Origin of the sequence: Pseudomonas marvdashtae (genome assembly GCF_014268655.2) — a bacterium.
Taxonomy (GTDB): domain Bacteria; phylum Pseudomonadota; class Gammaproteobacteria; order Pseudomonadales; family Pseudomonadaceae; genus Aquipseudomonas; species Aquipseudomonas marvdashtae.
This window is the reverse complement of record NZ_JABWQX020000002.1, coordinates 189129-206624: the sequence shown is the minus strand read 5'-3', so window position 1 is coordinate 206624 and position 17496 is coordinate 189129. Positions and strand designations below refer to the sequence as shown.

The 17496-nt window shown below is 61.9% G+C and carries 17 protein-coding genes; 9 read left to right on the top strand and 8 right to left on the bottom strand.

Translation table 11 applies throughout. The features are described from left to right. Positions 1 to 74 precede the first annotated feature (74 nt). Together HU742_RS20685 and HU742_RS20680 are read right to left on the bottom strand one after the other, a co-directional pair. Positions 75 to 641: a DJ-1 family glyoxalase III gene (locus HU742_RS20685; RefSeq protein WP_186638725.1), complete on the bottom strand. Its 567-nt coding sequence runs from the start codon at positions 639 to 641 to the stop codon at positions 75 to 77. 79 nt (positions 642 to 720) lie between these two features. After that, entirely contained in the window at positions 721 to 1179 is a 459-nt protein-coding gene (locus tag HU742_RS20680) for a DUF4879 domain-containing protein (protein ID WP_186644258.1), read from the bottom strand. A 214-nt stretch (positions 1180 to 1393) separates the two neighbouring features. Between HU742_RS20680 and HU742_RS20675 the strand changes: the two genes are divergently transcribed. The 4 genes from HU742_RS20675 (at position 1394) to HU742_RS20660 (ending at position 5356) form a co-directional block, all read left to right on the top strand. Beyond that, on the top strand, positions 1394 to 2689 hold the full coding sequence (locus HU742_RS20675) for an NCS2 family permease (RefSeq protein WP_186638721.1): 1296 nt from the start codon (positions 1394 to 1396) through the stop codon (positions 2687 to 2689). After that, positions 2686 to 3765 carry a tRNA (uridine(54)-C5)-methyltransferase TrmA gene (gene trmA / locus HU742_RS20670; protein ID WP_186644259.1) on the top strand — a complete coding sequence of 360 codons (1080 nt, stop codon included), beginning with the start codon at positions 2686 to 2688 and terminating at the stop codon, positions 3763 to 3765. Before HU742_RS20675 ends, trmA begins: the two co-directional genes overlap by 4 nt. A 293-nt stretch (positions 3766 to 4058) precedes the next feature. Next, positions 4059 to 4499, top strand: a complete 441-nt coding sequence (gene aroQ, locus HU742_RS20665) for a type II 3-dehydroquinate dehydratase (RefSeq protein ID WP_186638717.1) — start codon at positions 4059 to 4061, stop codon at positions 4497 to 4499. 5 nt (positions 4500 to 4504) lie between these two features. Next, positions 4505 to 5356: a shikimate dehydrogenase gene (locus tag HU742_RS20660; protein WP_186644261.1), complete on the top strand. Its 852-nt coding sequence runs from the start codon at positions 4505 to 4507 to the stop codon at positions 5354 to 5356. A 33-nt stretch (positions 5357 to 5389) separates the two neighbouring features. Here HU742_RS20660 and HU742_RS20655 read toward each other — a convergent pair whose 3' ends face one another. Together HU742_RS20655 and quiC are read right to left on the bottom strand one after the other, a co-directional pair. Continuing rightward, positions 5390 to 6067 (bottom strand): TetR/AcrR family transcriptional regulator, encoded by a 678-nt coding sequence (locus HU742_RS20655; protein WP_186610867.1) that lies wholly within the window; start codon positions 6065 to 6067, stop codon positions 5390 to 5392. A 102-nt stretch (positions 6068 to 6169) separates the two neighbouring features. Continuing rightward, positions 6170 to 8068 (bottom strand): 3-dehydroshikimate dehydratase QuiC, encoded by a 1899-nt coding sequence (gene quiC / locus HU742_RS20650; RefSeq protein ID WP_186638714.1) that lies wholly within the window; start codon positions 8066 to 8068, stop codon positions 6170 to 6172. A gap of 269 nt (positions 8069 to 8337) precedes the next feature. Between quiC and HU742_RS20645 the strand changes: the two genes are divergently transcribed. Next, entirely contained in the window at positions 8338 to 9675 is a 1338-nt protein-coding gene (locus tag HU742_RS20645; RefSeq protein WP_186644262.1) for an MFS transporter, read from the top strand. A gap of 216 nt (positions 9676 to 9891) precedes the next feature. Here HU742_RS20645 and HU742_RS20640 read toward each other — a convergent pair whose 3' ends face one another. After that, positions 9892 to 10770: a DMT family transporter gene (locus HU742_RS20640; protein WP_186638710.1), complete on the bottom strand. Its 879-nt coding sequence runs from the start codon at positions 10768 to 10770 to the stop codon at positions 9892 to 9894. Positions 10771 to 11020: 250 nt separating this feature from the next. On the opposite strand from HU742_RS20640, the gene ypfJ reads away from it, so the two are divergent. Further along, complete coding sequence (gene ypfJ / locus HU742_RS20635; RefSeq protein ID WP_186638708.1) at positions 11021 to 11908, top strand: KPN_02809 family neutral zinc metallopeptidase; 888 nt, start codon at positions 11021 to 11023, stop codon at positions 11906 to 11908. Next, positions 11908 to 12852: an alpha/beta hydrolase gene (locus HU742_RS20630; RefSeq protein WP_186644348.1), complete on the top strand. Its 945-nt coding sequence runs from the start codon at positions 11908 to 11910 to the stop codon at positions 12850 to 12852. Before ypfJ ends, HU742_RS20630 begins: the two co-directional genes overlap by 1 nt. Before the next feature lie 36 nt (positions 12853 to 12888). Here HU742_RS20630 and HU742_RS20625 read toward each other — a convergent pair whose 3' ends face one another. From HU742_RS20625 to HU742_RS20615, 3 genes are all read right to left on the bottom strand, one after another. Next, positions 12889 to 13479 (bottom strand): HAD family hydrolase, encoded by a 591-nt coding sequence (locus HU742_RS20625; RefSeq protein WP_186644263.1) that lies wholly within the window; start codon positions 13477 to 13479, stop codon positions 12889 to 12891. Beyond that, positions 13476 to 14345: an acyl-CoA thioesterase II gene (gene tesB, locus HU742_RS20620; RefSeq protein ID WP_024780306.1), complete on the bottom strand. Its 870-nt coding sequence runs from the start codon at positions 14343 to 14345 to the stop codon at positions 13476 to 13478. Before tesB ends, HU742_RS20625 begins: the two co-directional genes overlap by 4 nt. A 105-nt stretch (positions 14346 to 14450) precedes the next feature. After that, positions 14451 to 15020, bottom strand: coding sequence for a GNAT family N-acetyltransferase (locus HU742_RS20615; protein WP_186644264.1), 570 nt, complete (start codon positions 15018 to 15020; stop codon positions 14451 to 14453). A 72-nt stretch (positions 15021 to 15092) separates the two neighbouring features. On the opposite strand from HU742_RS20615, the gene HU742_RS20610 reads away from it, so the two are divergent. Next, entirely contained in the window at positions 15093 to 16013 is a 921-nt protein-coding gene (locus HU742_RS20610) for a histone deacetylase family protein (RefSeq protein ID WP_186638702.1), read from the top strand. A gap of 186 nt (positions 16014 to 16199) precedes the next feature. After that, complete coding sequence (locus HU742_RS20605; RefSeq protein ID WP_186644265.1) at positions 16200 to 17435, top strand: TIGR03862 family flavoprotein; 1236 nt, start codon at positions 16200 to 16202, stop codon at positions 17433 to 17435. The last annotated feature ends 61 nt before the right edge of the window (positions 17436 to 17496 follow it).

Below are 17496 nucleotides of genomic sequence, written 5' to 3'. Positions count from 1 at the left end.
GGAAACCGCCGTCATAAGGGGTACGACTTCAGGGTGGGGTGAGCGTTCAAGGCAATTGAATGACGAAACGCCTCTCAGGCCAGCAACTCAGCGGCCACCACGCTCCTTACACCCTTGCCGCTGAGTTGCTCCACGAGCGTCAAGGCAAACGCCACGGCGGCTGCCGAGCCTTGGGCGGTGATGCAGTTGCCATCCACGACCACCGGCTGATCGACGAAACTGCACCCCGACAGTTGCTGGCTCACAGTGGGCAGGCAGGTCATGCGGCGCTGGCGCAGGACACCGAAAGCCTGAAGCACCAGTGCCGGCGCTTCGGCGATGGCGGCAAAGAATCGCCCGGCGGCGGCCTGGTCCTTGATCAACTGCTGCAACGGCTGATGGGCCGCCAGATGTTGCGCGCCGATGATGCCGCCCGGCAGCACAATCAAGTCGAAGTCCTGGACCAGCAGGTCTACCAACATGCCATCGGCGGTCAAACGCGTGCCCCGTGCGCAGGTGAACATGCGGCGGCCCTCGATACTTGCCACCACCACTTCGAGCTGCGCCCGACGCAACACGTCGATCAGCGTCACCGTCTGCAAGTCGTCGACGCCTTCGGCCACGGCAATCAGGGCTCGGGGGATCTTGGTTCCAGGAATCATGGGCACTCTCCGCAGGGTGATTCCTGAAGACTAGCCAGCTTTGCCGGACCGTGTCAGGCGAAGCGCGTCCAGAACGTCGTCATTTGATGTACAGCTGGGTCGACATCCGGTTGCCCGGTGCGTTGATCGACACATTGCTGAAGCTGAAAGTGCCTTCCTGCTTGCCCTTCAGGTCGAAGACATAGAGGTAGCCGACCACCTTGGTCCTGGCCGAACAATCGTTCAGGTTGCCATTGCTGAATGCACACACCGGCGAGCGGGTGCCGTCGACCTCGAAGCCATCCAGCGTGACGTGAGGCTGATGGCCGTAGCCGACTTCCAACACGTAGACCTTGATATTCGGGCCACCGTGATCGCAGCGGGTCCGTTCCTGCTGCGCGACGATGTCCTCGAAGCCGCAGGCCGGCGATTCGACCTTGAGCACCTTGACCTCGCTCAGCGGCGGCGCCGACGCGGCGTGTGCGGCCGCCACGGACAGCCCCAGGCCCAAGGCCCAGCCCCATGTCCATACCCATGCGATTTTCTTCATGCGATACATACCGACCTCCCGGAATCGCGCGCAGTATGGCCCAATAATTGCCTCGGCACATCTCGGTACATCTCGGTACATCGAGGATCGCAGCCACATCGCCGCGCTGCTATGATGCGCGGCTTTTTCCGACCCGCAGAAAATCCCGGGCGCCATTGGCGGCCTGTGCTTTGCTGTTGAGGTCGATACATTCACGGCGCCGCGCGCGCCACGGGGAGCAGACATGCTGGAAAGGCTGTTTCAACTCAAGGCACACAACACCAACGTGCGGACCGAGATCCTGGCGGGCGTCACGACCTTCCTGGCCATGGCCTACATCCTGTTCGTCAACCCGAGCATCCTCGGCGAAACCGGCATGGACAAGGGTGCAGTGTTCGTCGCCACCTGCCTGGCGGCAGCCATTGGCTCGGCGGTCATGGGCCTGATCGCCAACTACCCGATCGCCCTTGCGCCGGGCATGGGCCTGAACGCCTTCTTCACCTACACCGTGGTCCTGCACATGGGCCATACCTGGCAAGTGGCGCTGGGTGCGGTATTCATCTCCGCCGTGCTGTTCTTCCTGCTGTCGATCTTTCGCATCCGCGAGTGGATCATCAACAGCATCCCGCTGCCGCTGCGCTCGGCCATCGCCGCCGGTATCGGCCTGTTCCTGGCGCTGATCGCCCTGAACAACGCCGGCATCGTGGTTAAGAACCCGGCGACCATGGTCGGCCTTGGCGACCTGAAGCAACCGGCGCCGATCCTCGCGACCCTGGGTTTTGTCCTGATCGTCGCCCTGGAAGCACTCAAAGTGCGCGGCGCGGTGTTGATTGGCATCCTGGCGGTCACCGTCGTCTCGATCCTGATGGGCTTCACGCCGTTCGGCGGCATCATTTCCGCGCCGCCGTCCTTGGCCCCGACCTTCCTGCAACTGGATATCAAGGGCGCCCTGGACATCGGCCTGGTGAGCGTGATTTTCGCGTTCCTGTTTGTCGATCTGTTCGATAACTCCGGCACCCTGATCGGCGTCGCCAAGCGCGCCGGCCTGATGGGCAAGGACGGCCACATGCCGAAGATGGGCCGCGCACTGATTGCCGACAGCACCGCCGCCATGGCCGGTTCGCTGCTGGGAACCTCGACCACCACCAGCTATATCGAGTCGGCGGCGGGCGTCAGCGCCGGCGGCCGCACCGGCTTGACCGCCATCGTCGTGGCGATCCTGTTTTTGCTGGCGCTGTTCTTCTCGCCGCTGGCCGCCAGCGTTCCGGCCTTCGCCACCGCACCGGCCCTGCTGTTCGTAGCGGTGCTGATGACCTCGGGCCTGGCGGAAATCGACTGGGACGACATCACCGTTGCCGCCCCGGTGGTCGTCACGGCCCTGGCGATGCCGTTCACGTATTCCATCGCCAACGGCATCGCTTTCGGTTTCATCGCCTGGACTGCCATCAAACTGGTGTCTGGCCGTGGCCGTGAGCTGAACCCGGCCCTGGTCATCCTGTCGATTCTGTTCGTTATCAAGTTGGGTTGGTTCAACGCATGACTTTTGATTCCCAGGCCTACGCCGCCCAGTTGCAGGACAAGGTCGCCCGTTTGCGCGACCTGCTGGCGCCATTCGATGCACCCGAGCCTGCGGTGTTCGATTCGCCGTTGAAGAATTTCCGCCTGCGGGCCGAGTTCCGCCTCTGGCGCGAAGCCGGCGAACGGCACTACGCAATGTTCTCCCAGGACGACAAGCGCACGCCGATCCTCATCGAGGAGTTTCCCATTGCCAGCCTGCGCATCAACCAGTTGATGCCGCAGCTCAAGGCCGCCTGGCAAGCCAGTGCGCCACTGAGCCATAAGCTGTTCCAGGTGGAGTTCCTGACCACCCTCGCCGGCGATGGGATGATCACCCTGTGTTACCACCGCCCGCTGGACGAGCACTGGCACGCGGCCGCGTCGAAACTGACGGCCGACCTGGGCGTCAGCATCATTGGCCGCTCCAAGGGCAAGCGGGAAGTGATCGGCCACGACTACGTGGTGGAGAAACTCGACGTCGGCGGCCGCACCTTCAGCTATCGCCAACCCGAAGGCGCCTTCACCCAGCCCAACGGCACGGTGAACCAGAAGATGCTCAACTGGGCCTATGAAGCGTTGGGCGATCGCAGCGACGATTTGCTGGAGTTGTACTGCGGCAACGGCAATTTCACCCTGCCCCTGGCCACCCGAGTGCGCAAAGTCCTGGCCACCGAAATCAGCAAGACCTCGGTGAACGCCGCGCTGAGCAACCTCAGCGAAAACGCGGTGGACAACGTCACGCTGGTGCGCCTGTCCGCCGAAGAATTGACCGAAGCCTTGAACGACGTCCGGCCGTTCCGTCGCCTGCACGGCATCGATCTGAAAAGCTACGAATTCGGCAGCGTCTTCGTCGACCCGCCGCGCGCCGGCATGGACCCGGACACCTGCGAGCTGAGCCGGCGTTTCGACAACATCCTCTACATTTCCTGCAACCCTGACACCCTCGCCGCGAACATCGCGCAGTTGAACGATACGCACCGCATCACCCGCTGCGCGTTGTTCGATCAATTCCCCTGGACCCATCACATGGAGTCCGGGGTGTTGTTGACTCGACGCTGAGTCGTCCCTTTCGGGGTGAAGGGATTACCCTGTGGCGAGGGGATTTATCCCCGCTGGGCTGCGAAGCGGCCCTCTGCTCTGTCTTGTCTGGCCTCTTGCGAGTGCTGCGCACTCGAGCGGGGATAAATCCCCTCGCCACAACAGCCCTCCCCTGACACAGGTCATGTTCGATCATCGAACACATATTGACCGATGTCGGCTGCTTTATTTGACCAAATTAACCATCTAGTACAATTTATCTCCACAAGCTGAAACCCAGCCCACACCAACAATAAAAATGTGGAGAAATTGCGATGCCTCCAATCGTTCTGGTGCTCAACGGCCCGAACCTGAACCTGCTCGGCACTCGCGAGCCGGCGACCTACGGACACGAAACCCTGGCGGATATTTCTGCCTTATGCGGCCGCGCCGCCGAAGAGTTCGGCCTGGCCGTGGAGTTTCGCCAAACCAACCAGGAAGGGGAGCTGATCGACTGGATTCATGGCGCCCGCGGCCGATGTGCCGGCATCATCATCAATCCCGCAGCCTGGACTCATACCTCCGTCGCTATCCGCGACGCCTTGGTCGCCAGTGAAGTCCCGGCAATCGAAGTGCACCTGTCCAACGTCCACGCCCGGGAAACGTTCCGTCATCACTCTTTTGTCTCATCGGTGGCCATCGGCGTGATGTGCGGGTTCGGCAGCCACGGCTATCGCCTGGCCCTGGAACATTTCAGTCAGCGGTTGAAGGGTTGATGCGCATGTCGAAAATCACTGTGCTGGCCGGCCTGATCGGCGCGGGTATCCAGGCGTCTCGCACGCCGGCGCTGCATGAGCACGAAGGCGATGCCCAAGGCATGCGTTACCTGTATCGATTGATCGACCTTGATGCGCTGAAGCTCGACAGCAGCGCCCTGCCCGACTTGTTGATAGCCGCCGAACGCATGAGTTTTACCGGCCTGAACATCACCTTCCCATGCAAACAGGCGGTCATCCCATTGCTGGACGAGCTGTCGCCCGAAGCCCGCGGAATCGGCGCGGTGAATACCGTGGTGCTCAAAAACGGCAAACGCATCGGCCACAATACCGATTGCCTGGGATTTGCCGAGGGCTTTCGTCGTGGCCTGGGCGACGTTTCGCGCCGCCACGTCGTCCAGATGGGGGCCGGCGGTGCAGGTGCAGCAGTCGCCCACGCGCTGTTGGCGGAAGGCGTGGGGACACTGAGCATTTTTGATGTCGAGGCCAGCCGTGCCGAGGCACTGGCGAACAATCTGAATCAACAGTTCGGCGCCAGTCGCGCCCGGGCCGGCCAGGATCTGGCCAGTGCAATGGTCGAGGCCGATGGGTTGGTGAATACCACGCCGATGGGCATGGCGAAACTGCCGGGCATGCCAGTGCCGGTCGAGCTGTTGCGAAGCGAATTGTGGGTGGCGGAAATCGTCTATTTCCCACTGGAGACCGAACTGCTGCGCAACGCCCGGGCCTTGGGTTGCCGCACGCTGGATGGCGGCACCATGGCGGTGTTCCAGGCAGTCAAGGCGTTCGAGCTGTTCAGCGGCGTGGCACCGGATGCCCAGCGGATGCTGACGCACTTCCAGAGCATGAATCACTGAAAACCCGTGGGGGCCTGCTCGCCCCCACGAGGTTCAGGCTTGCAGATACCGCAACACCGACTCGCAAACCATCTGCCGATGGCGCTGCTTGATCACTTCGTCCGACAGATCAATCTGAAAGATCTCACCGAATGTCTGGCGGTTGGACACCCGGTAAAAGCAGAACGAACTGATCAGCAGATGTACATCCAGCGGCTCGAGGCCCGCACGGAACACGCCCTCTTCGGCGCCGCGACGCAGAATCACGCCAAGGGAATCGAGGATGGTATTGGTCATCGCCTTGATCGTACCGGACTGCTTGACGTATTCGGCGTTGTGGATGTTTTCGATGCAGACGATGCGCACGAAATCCACGTTGCGGTCGTGGTGGTCAAAGGTGAACTCCACCAGGCGGCGGATCGCATCGACCGGCGCCAGCTCCGCCAGGTGCAGGCGGCTCTCGGTGGTACGGATATCTCCGTAGAGTTTTTCCAGCACCTCGACGTACAGCTGTTCCTTGCTGCCGAAGTAGTAATAGATCATGCGCTTGGAGGTGTGGATGCGCTCGGCGATGGCGTCGACCCGCGCGCCGGCCAGCCCTTGCTGGACGAACTCGACGATGGCTTCCTGAAGAATGTTTTCCCGGGTTTTCTCCGGGTTGTTCTTGCGACTCTTGCGCGGCGCGGCGACAGGTTCTTCGACGACTGCGGAAAGCTCTGGATTCATAGTCATTGCGGGCTCACGGCCATCACTGCACAGGTTGGCGATTATGGGCCGCACCGCGCAGCGAAGGAAGCCACGGCGTTGCCCATTGCCGCCGCGTTTACTATTTCCCTACAACTTGGCGTGCCGCACCCCACCGCTGCGGGACTTGGCCATCGCTGCCAGCCGCACCGCGACGTTGGCCGCGCCGTAACCGGCATAGCCGTTCTTGCGCTGGATGATCTCGAAGAAAAACCGCCCTTCGAACGGTTCGGTGTAGACGTGGAAAAACTCGCCACCCTGAGCGTCGCGGTCGTACAACACGTTGAAATACGCCAGTTCGCTGAGAAACTCATCGTCGAAATCGAAACGCGCCGCCAAGTCGTCATAGTAGTTCAACGGAATGTCCAGCAACGGCACGCCCGCCTCCTTGGCGCGGCTGACTTGGGCGAAGATGTCATCGCAATCGAAGGCGATGTGATGCACACCGGAACCACGATAACTCGACAGCGCATGTGAAATCGCAGTGTTACGGTTTTCGGAAATATTCAACGGCAAACGAATCGAACTGCAACGGCTGCGCAACGCACGGCTTTTGACCAGGCCGTAGGGATCGGGCAGCACCACTTCGTCGTCAGCCTCGAAATCCAGCAGGCTCTTGTAGAACAGTACCCAACTGTCGAGGCTATCGGCCGGCAGCGCCATCGCCATGTGATCGATGCGCTTGAGCCCGGCGCCGATCACCGCACCCGGTTGCAGGTTGAAATCGGTGCCATAGACATCGGCATCCTGATCCACCAGGTAGATCAGGCTGCCGTCCGGCGCACGCACCGCCGCGAGTTCCAGCTCATTGGGCCCTACCAGGCCGCGATAAGGCTGGCCCTTGTAGGCGACAGCCCGCTCCAAGGCAGAAGCGCTGTCCTGAACCCGCACCGCCGTCGCGCATAGCGACGGGCCGTGGGCTTCGAAAAAGTTGTGGGCGAAAGAATACGGTTCGCTGTTGAGGATCAGGTTGATATCGCCCTGGCGCAACAGACTGACGTTCTTGGAGCGATGCTGTCCCGCCTTGACGAACCCCAACTGCTCCAGCCAATGGGAGAGCTTGGCGCCGAGGTTGTCGTCCACCGCGAATTCCAAGAACTCGATGCCCTTGTATTCACTGGCTGGCGGTGTCGTGAACAGGATATCGCTGTTTTGAACAGGCGCTTCTTCGGCCAGCCGCTGACGGGTTTTTTCCTCCAGGTACAGCAGCGACCGCAAACCGTCGGCAGCGTTGGCCCTTGGCGGCGCGGCGCGAAATCCGTCGTTGAAGATCTCCAGCGACAGCGGCCCGGTGTAGCCGCTCTTGATGATCGGTGCCAGGAAGCCCGGCAGGTCGAACTCGCCCTGCCCCGGGAAGCAACGGAAATGCCGGCTCCATTCCAAGACGTCCATCGCCAGGATGGGCGCGTCGGCCATTTGCACGAAGAAAATCTTCTCGCCAGGGATCTCGGCAATGGCGCTCGGGTCGCCTTTGAGGGACAAGGTGTGGAAGCTGTCGAGCAATACGCCAAGGCTCGGATGATCGGCCTGGCGCACGATGTTCCAGACCTGTTGATAAGTATTCACGTGCCGGCCCCAGGCCAATGCCTCATAACCGATGCGCAAGCCCCGCGCGCCGGCCCGCTCGGCCAGTAGCCGCAAGTCATCAATCAGGATTTGCTCATCGCCAACGCTATCGGCTGAGGCGTTGCTGCACACCAGCACGAGATCGGTGCCCAGCTCCTGCATCAGGTCGAATTTGCGCTCGGCCCGCTCCAGGTTGCGCGCCAGGCGTTCGCGACGGCAGCCTTCAAAGTCGCGAAACGGCTGGAACAAGGTGATGGCAATGCCCAAGTCGGCACACATTTGCCTGATTTCCCGAGGGCTGCCGTCGTAATAGAGAAGGTCGTTCTCGAAAATCTCCACCCCGTCGAAACCGGCGGCGGCAATGGCTTCGAGTTTTTCCGGCAGGGTACCGCTCAACGAAACGGTGGCAATGGAACGCTGCATGAATTCGGCTCCCGGGACAGGCGTCGGCTACAAAAATGCGCCGCTTTTTAAAAGAGTCAGCCGATTATTGGGCTGTCGGTTTCTTTGAGCAATTCAATATGTACCACCCAGTTAGTTTTTTGGGCGATTATCGAACACAATGCCCGATTAACGAATTGACGATTTTTTAGCCACTGCGCACCATCGACCCCACATTGACGCCGGCTTGAACTGCCGTCTCAATGGCAAACCCAGACCACACCATAAGAATTTCAAGAACGGGTGCACCTATGATTCCTTCCCAAAGTTCCCGCCTGGTCCCCGGCCTGGGTGCCTCCACCGAAAGCGTCGGCGACAAGATCCGTGGCGCCATGGCGGTGGGCAAGACCCGTTGGGGCATGCTCGCCCTGGTGTTTTTTGCCACCACCCTGAATTACATCGACCGCGCCGCACTGGGCGTCATGCAGCCCATTCTTGCCAAGGAGATGAGTTGGACGGCGATGGATTACGCCAACATCAATTTCTGGTTCCAGGTCGGCTATGCCATCGGCTTCGTGTTGCAGGGTCGGCTGATCGATCGGGTTGGCGTCAAGCGCGTGTTCTTCTGCGCCGTGCTGCTCTGGAGCCTGGCGACCGGCGCCCATGGCCTGGCCACCTCTGCGGTGGGCTTCATGGTCTGTCGTTTCATCCTCGGCCTGACCGAAGCAGCCAACTACCCGGCCTGCGTGAAGACCACGCGGCTGTGGTTCCCGGCTGGCGAACGCGCCGTGGCCACCGGTATTTTCAACGCCGGAACCAACGTCGGCGCAATGTTCACGCCGATGCTGTTGCCGCTGATCCTGCACGTGTGGGGCTGGCAGGCCGCGTTCCTGTGCATGGCCGCGCTGGGCGGGATCTGGTTGCTGTTCTGGGGTCTGAAATACTTCAACCCGGAAGATCACCCGAGCGTAAAACAGTCAGAACTGGACTACATCCAGGCCCAGGATGAACCGGACCAGGCCCGCGTGCCGTTCTCCCGGATCCTGCGCATGCGCGGCACCTGGGCATTCGCCCTGGCCTACTCGATCACCGCGCCGGTGTTCTGGTTCTACCTGTACTGGCTGCCGCCATTCTTGAACCAGCAATACAACCTGGGCATCAACGTGACCCAGATGGGCATCCCGCTGATCATCATTTACCTCACCGCCGACTTCGGCAGTGTCGGCGGCGGGATTTTGTCTTCGTTCCTGATTGGCCGCGGGGTCAATCCGATCAAGGCACGGCTGCTCTCCATGCTGCTGTTTGCCTGCTGCATCGTCGGCGTGATCATGGCCGCCGGCTCCAGCAGCCTCTGGGTAGCGGTGTTTGCCATTTCCCTGGCAATCGGCGCGCACCAGGCCTGGACCGCGAACATCTGGAGCCTGGTCATGGATTACACGCCCAAGCACATGATGAGTACGGTGTTCGGCTTCGGCGGCATGTGCGCGGCCATCGGCGGGATGTTCATGACCCAGTTGGTGGGGCACATCCTGACGATCACGAATAACAACTACACCGTGCTGTTCACCCTGATTCCGGCCATGTATTTCATCGCGCTGATCTGGATGTACTTCATGGCGCCGCGCAAGGTTCCTACCTTGGAAAACTGATACTGGGACCAGCTCCGGGCAACCCAGCCGAGCACATTTGTGGCGAGGGGATTTATCCCCGCTGGGCTGCGCAGCAGCCCCCAAAACAGAGGAATGCGGTGAGCCAGACACGCCGCAATCTCAGTTCTTGGGGCTGCTCCGCAGCCCAACGGGGATAAATCCCCTCGCCACAGGTGTTAACCATGTCCGCGGGCCAAACAGGGACTTATGTAGCGGTTACTTGCGCCGCTGCTGCCACGCCGCGGCCAATCCACTCAGACAGATCAGCACAATGCCGACAATCGTAGTCACGGTCGGCGTATGGCTGAACAACAACCAGCCCAGCAGCCCGGCGAAGACAATCTGGCAATACCCGAACGGCGCCAGCAGCGCCGGGGCGGCAAAGCGGAACGCCTGGGTCAGCATCAGGTGCGCGGTCATCCCGCACGCACCCAGCGCCAGCATCATCACCCCGTGCGTCAGGCTCGGCACTTGCCAGAAGAACGGCACCAGCGCGCTCATCACCAATGTATTGCACAGGCCGGCGAAAAAGTTGCTGGTGGTCGGGCTGTCGATCTCGCTGAGCTTGCGCGTCAGCAACTGGTAGAAGCAGAAAAACAGCGCCGAACAAAACGGCAACAACACCGCCGGCGTGAACAGATCACCCCCGGGGTGAACGATGATCAGCACCCCGATAAACCCGAAGATCACCGCAATCCATTGACCCCGGGTGACGTGCTCGCCAAGCAGGGGCACCGACAACGCGGTGACCAGCACGGGCGCGAGGAAGTTGACCGCCGTCGCCTCCGCCAGCGGGATGTACATCAGCGCGGTGGTGAAGAACAAACTGGTGCCCAACAGGCACAACGCCCGCGCCAACTGCCACAACGGGCGCTTGGTACGCAGCACGCGCAGCCCCGAGCGCGGCAGGAAAATTCCCGCCATCAACAAGGTGTGCACGACATAACGTGCCCAGACCACCATGACGATCGGATAGAACCCCGAGAGGTATTTGGACAACGCGTCATGACTGGAAAACAGGAACGTTGCGACCAGAATAAGCACGATGCCCTTGAAAGCCTGATTGACGCCGGAGAGCGGAGTGCTGATGGTCATAGGGAAACCTGCCTTGCTTGATGTAAAGGTCGTGATGCGCGGTGCAGTTATTGGGCCAGCGAGGGTTCCGATAGTTCTGGATCCGAAGTGTAATGAAAAATCCGCAGCCAGGCAGGGTTCGGCTCAGTGCTGAACCAAAGTCCGCGTCGGTTGCCTGACAGCTCAGGCACGGCGCGCACCTTGCGCCCCTAAAGACTAGACTGCGCCATAGCGGTCATCTCTTCGCACGCTCATTCAGAGGATTTCCCACATGTTATGGAAAAAAGGTCGCCGCAGTGACAACGTGGTGGACGCCCGTGGTGACGGTGGGGGCGGCGGCGGGATGCGCTTTGGTGGCGGCAAGGGATTGAGCCTGACGGCGATCATCCTGATTGTCGGCATCGGTTGGGTCACCGGCCAGGACCCCATGCAAATCCTCGGGCAACTCGCCGGGCAGATGGACCAGGGCTCGGCCCCTGCCTCGTCGCAAACGCGCCAGGCGCCACCGGCCAACGATGAACAGGCCGAGTTCGTGCGCTCCATCCTCGGCGATACCGAAGACACCTGGGGCCAGGTGTTCCAGCAAGCGGGGCGCCAGTACCAGCAACCGAAGCTGGTGTTGTTCAGTGGTCGGGTCAATTCGGCGTGCGGCCAAGCGTCCTCGGCGACCGGTCCTTTCTATTGCCCGGCAGACCGGCAGGTCTACCTGGACATGAGTTTCTTCAAGGAAATGTCCCAGCGTTTCTCCGCCGCTGGCGATTTTGCCCAGGCCTACGTCATCGCCCACGAAATAGGGCACCACGTGCAGACGCTGCTCGGTGTGTCGGCAAAAATCCAGGAAGCCCGCCAACAAGGCCGGCAAATGGAAGGCGACGGTGGCTTGCTGGTGCGCCAGGAATTGCAGGCCGACTGCCTGGCCGGCGTCTGGGCCAACCACGCGCAAAAACGCCTGAACTGGCTTGAGCCAGGGGACATCGAAGAGGCCCTGAACGCCGCCAACGCGATCGGCGACGATCGGCTGCAGCAGCAAGGCCAGGGCCGCGTAGTGCCGGACTCCTTCACCCACGGTACTTCGGCGCAACGGGTTCGCTGGTTCAAGACCGGTTTCGCCCAAGGCCAGGTGAGCCAATGCGACACGTTCGCGGCGAAAACCTTGTAATGAGGTGGGCGGCGTTGCTCGGGTTGATGCTGTGCTGCGTGGCACAGGCAGACGAACACGGTGTAAACGCCATCGCCCAGGGACGGCTGCAATTCAAGGGCGGCGCGATGGCCGTCGCCGTGAGCCCGCCGCCTTCTTCGATCCAACGGGTGCTGATCATCCTCCATGGTCGGCTGCGCAATGCCGACACTTACTTGCACAGCGCTGAAAAAGCCGCCGCGCAGGCCGGTCAATCGATGACGACCTTGATCATCGCCCCGCAGTTTCTCAACGAACACGATGTGGCGCGCCATCAATTGCCTGCCGACATCCTGCGCTGGCAGGGCAATGAGTGGATGGCGGGAGGCCAATCCACGGGGCCGGATCCGGTCAGCTCATTCCAGGTGCTGGACGACATCGTCGCGCGGGTCAGCGACCGGCAACAGTTCCCCGAAGTGAAGGACATCGTCATCGCCGGTCATTCCGGCGGCGCCCAAGTGGTGCAGCGTTATGCCCTGCTCGCCCATGGCCCATCCCGTATTGCGCCACGCTTTGTCGTCGCCAACCCATCGTCCTACGCCTACCTCGATGCGCAGCGCCCGATGGCGTTCGACCCTGCCAGTTGCCCGACCTTCAACCGTTGGAAATATGGCCTGGAAAACCTGCCGGCCTATGCGAGCGGCCAGACGGCGGCCCAGGTTGAAGACCGTTACATCAAGCGCGACATTGTCTATCTGCTGGGGCAACAGGACATCGACCCGCAACACCCGGCGCTGGACAAAGGCTGTGAAGCTCAAACCCAGGGTGCGTATCGACTGCTGCGTGGCAAGTTCTTTTTCGACTACCTGAGCCGGCGTCATCCGCAAGGATTGAACCAGCGGCTCGTCGAAGTGCCCGGCGTCGGCCACGATGGGAATGGAATGTTCAATTCACCCGAGGGGCTGAAGGCATTGTTTGGTCAGTGAACCCTCGCGAATCTGCCCGCGAGAAAGATCCGCCCTTCAAGCGAGCATCCGTCGCAGTTCCCCACAATCGCGCGCATGCCAGTCCGTCAGTTCGGGCCACGGGTTGTCTGGCAGATTGACCAGCACCGTCCGCGCACCCGCCGCACGGCCGCAGTCCAGATCGAAACGATAGTCGCCGACCATGACCATCGTCTCCGGCGCCACGCTCCAGGCTTCGGCCAGTTTCAACAGGCCACCGGGATGAGGCTTGGGCGGCGCTTCGTCGCGACCCAGCACGTCCTCCACGGCAAAACAATCCGCCAGGCCGATGGCCTCAAGGGTGACGTGGGCCAGCTCGCGGGCGTTGCGGGTCAGGATGCCCAGGCGATAACCACGCCCGGCCAACTCGCGCACCAACTCGACCGCACCGGGCGCTGGCTTGGACCCCAGGGCCAGGTCCCGCTCATGTTCCAGCAGCCAGGCATGCTTGGCCGCCGCTTCCTCTGCCGGCAATGCCGCCAGATGCGTGAGGATGTCGTCTTCGGCCGGGATCGCCAGGGCCACGCGGATCGCGGCGAAATCATGCACGGCGATGGTCAGCGTGCCGTCCATGTCGAACACCCAATGCCGCACATCGGACAGGCTCATGCCCAATCCTTGCGATGGCGGATCAAGCCTTCCTGGGTCACCGAAGCCACCAATTGCCCGGCGCGATTGAACACGCTGCCCCGAGAGAATCCACGGGAATTGCCGGCCCATGGGCTGTCCATGGCGTAGAGCAGCCAGTCATCGGCGCGCAGGTCGGCATGGAACCACAACGCGTGATCGAGGCTGGCGACTTGCATGTCTTTCTGCCAGACCGATTTGCCGTGTGGCAGCATCGAGGTGGTCAACAGGCCGAAATCCGACGCGTAGGCCAGCAGGTATTTATGCAGCGCCGGCGAATCCGCCAGGGCGCCGTCGGCACGAAACCACACGTATTTGACCGGATCGGCCGGCTGCGGGTTGTAAGGATCTTTTTCCGTGACCGGGCGCACCTCGATCGGCTTGGGGCACAGCAGTTTTTCACGCATGTGCTCGGGCAACAGGTGCGCCCGCTGCTGGGTCAGCTCAAGCTCCGAGGGCAAGTTCTCCGGCCCGACGACTTGCGGCATGGTGCTTTGATGTTCAAAGCCTTGCTCGTCGTACTGGAACGAGGCGCTGCAGGTGAAGATCGGGTTGCCCTTCTGGATCGCCGTGACCCGACGGGTGCTGAAGCTGCCGCCGTCACGCACGCGATCGACTTGATAGACCACCGGCAACGCCGCATCGCCCGGGCGCAGGAAGTAACCGTGCATCGAGTGCACATGGCGCGCCTCTTCCACGGTCTGGCTCGCCGCCGACAACGACTGGCCCAACACCTGGCCGCCGAACAACTGGCGGAACCCCAAGTCCTGGCTGCGACCGCGAAACAGGTTCTCCTCGATCGGTTCCAGGGTCAGCAGGTCGACCAGATCTTCCAACACGTGGCTCATTCAGACTTTCCTCACAACAGCACAAAACCGCGCAGGCGGCGCTGCGGCGGCGGATCGATGATTGGCCCGGGCCATTGTGGCGGGCATTGTAGACGTCCGTGTCGGCTAACCGTGCAGGGTCTGCAGCCACTGCTCGCGGTTGATTCGGTAGAGCACATGGTGACGCAATGGATGGCCGACCGCGAGCTTTGGATGCTCGAAGTCATCCGCCGGGTCGTGCAGCATGCCAATGGCCTGCATGACTTTTTGCGACGGCAAGTTATCCACAGCGGTGAACGCCACGACTTCCTCCAGCCCCAGGCGGTCGAACGCGCAGCGCAACGCGGTCCACGCGGCCTCGCTGGCATAACCCAGGCCCCAGTGCTCCCGGGCCAGGCGCCAGCCGATCTGGACCGCGGGGGTGAAATGCGCGTCGAACCCGACCACGCCCAACCCGGTGAAGCCAATGAAGGCACCGGTGTCCTTGCGCTCCAGCGCCCACAAGCCAAAACCGTGCTCGGCGAAATGCCCGCGCACCCGGCCGATCAGCGCGGCGCTTTCCAGGCGGCTCAACGGTGCCGGAAAATAACGCATCACTTGGGGATCGGCAGACATCGCCGCAAACGCCGGCAAATCATTGTCGCTCCACTGTCGCAGTATCAGCCGTGCGCTTTCCAGTTCCAGTATCGGCTCCATTTTCACTCCCTTTCCATGCCCAGAGTTTACATCGCTGGTAGGATCCGTCACTCGATCGCCACTGAAAACACCATGCCGCTGCCGCTGATCTACCACGAAGACTACAGCCCCGAATTTCCCCCGGAGCACCGTTTCCCCATGGACAAGTTTCGCCTGCTGCGCGACCACTTGGTGGACAGCGGCCTGACCCGGGACGCGGACCTGTTGCGTCCGGCGCTGTGCCCGCCGGAGATTCTCGCCCTGGCCCACGATCGCGCTTATATCGAACGCTATATGGGCGGCGAGTTGTCCCGCGAAGACCAACGGCGCCTTGGCCTGCCCTGGAGCGAAGCCTTGGCCCGGCGAACGGTGCGCGCCGTCGGCGGTTCACTGCTCGCCGCCGAGCAAGCGCTTGAGCATGGGCTGGCCTGTCACCTGGCCGGCGGTACGCATCACGCCCACTACGACCACCCGGCGGGCTTTTGCATCTTCAACGACCTGGCGGTGATCAGCCGCTACTTCCTGGCCAGTGGCCGGGTCTCGCGGGTGTTGATTTTCGATTGTGATGTGCATCAGGGCGACGGTACGGCTCGAATACTCCATGACACCCCGGACGCCGTGACAGTTTCCTTGCACTGCGAAAAGAATTTTCCTGCACGCAAGGCGCATAGCGATTGGGACATTCCCCTGCCGATGGGCATGGGTGACGACGCGTACCTGCGCGTCGTCGATGACGCCCTCAACTACCTGCTGCCGCTCTACCAGCCGGACCTGGTGCTGTATGACGCCGGGGTCGACGTTCACAAGGACGATGCCCTCGGTTACCTGAAGTTGACCGACGAAGGCCTCGCTGCCCGCGATGAAAGCGTGATGCGCCATTGCCTGGGGCGGGACATCCCGGTAGTCGGCGTGATCGGCGGTGGCTACAGCAAGGACCGCAAAGCCTTGGCCCGCCGTCACGGGATCTTGCACCACAGCGCACAAAAGGTCTGGGTGTCATCAGGCTGTCACTGAAACCTGCGCTTTACCCACAATGGCTGTGGAATGGCCTGTGGATAACCTGAGCGAAACGGCTTACAGCCTGTGTTGCCTCTAGTCCGCGCCGGACTGGTTGTTTTTTGATCAACCCAAGCTCCGATGCTCCCGGAAGAACCGGTGCTGCTAGAATGCTGCGCCTATTCCAGCCCCAAAGTTCAAATCATGACCTCGACTGCCCAAGCTTCTTCTCCCAACGTCGCCATCATCGGCGGTGGCCCCGCCGGTCTGATGGCGGCCGAGGTGTTGAGCCAGGCCGGCATCCAGGTCGACCTGTACGACGGCATGCCGTCCGTGGGTAGGAAGTTTTTGCTGGCCGGTGTCGGCGGGATGAACATTACCCACTCGGAAGCGTTCCCGGCGTTCCTGTCCCGCTACGGCGAGCGCGCGCCGAACGTCGCCCCGCTGTTGAGGGCGTTCGGGGCGGATGAGTTGTGCACATGGATTCACGGCCTCGGCATCGAGACCTTTGTCGGCAGCTCGGGGCGGGTATTCCCTACGGACATGAAAGCCGCGCCGCTCTTGCGCGCCTGGCTCAAACGCTTGCGCGATGCCGGCGTGGCGATCCACACGCGCCATCGCTGGCTCGGTTGGAACACCGACGGCAGCCTGCGTATCGCCAGTCCAGACGGTGAAAAGTCGCTGCGGCCCAACGCAACGTTGCTGGCATTGGGCGGCGGCAGCTGGTCACGCCTGGGATCCGACGGTGCCTGGATGCTGCCGCTGGAACAGCGCGGTATTGCCCTGGCGGCCTTGCAGCCGAGCAACTGCGGATTCGACGTGCCGGCCTGGAGCGATCTTCTGATCGGCAAATACGCCGGCGCCCCGCTCAAGAACATCGCCATTGGTCTCAACGACGACGTGCCGCGCCTCGGCGAATGCGTCATCACCGCCACCGGCCTGGAAGGCAGTCTGATCTATGCACTGTCGGCGCGGATTCGGGAGGCTATCAACCAGCATGGACAGGCCACTGTTCATCTGGATCTGCTGCCTGGCAGGCCTGTGGACAAAATTCTTCAAGCGCTGGGCAAACCGCGCGGCTCACGCTCGATGGCCAAGCACTTGCACGGCCAGCTGGGGATCGATGGGGTCAAAGCGGCGTTGTTGCGAGAACTCACGTCGGCCGATTGTTTCACCGACATGGCGCGGCTGGCCCAGGCGATCAAGGCCTTGCCCGTTACCCTGGTGAAAACCCGCCCGCTGGACGAAGCCATCAGCAGCGCCGGAGGCGTGACCTTCGAAGCCTTGGATGAGCGGCTGATGCTCAGGCAACTTCCCGGGGTTTTCTGCGCGGGGGAAATGCTCGATTGGGAAGCGCCGACCGGGGGTTATTTGCTCACAGCGTGCTTTGCCAGTGGCCGGGCGGCGGGATTGGGGATGGTGGAATTCCTGAGGCAGTGATCGTTCCCGCGTTCGGCTTTTGGGACGCAGAGCGTCCCGGGCTGCATTCCCACGCGGAGCG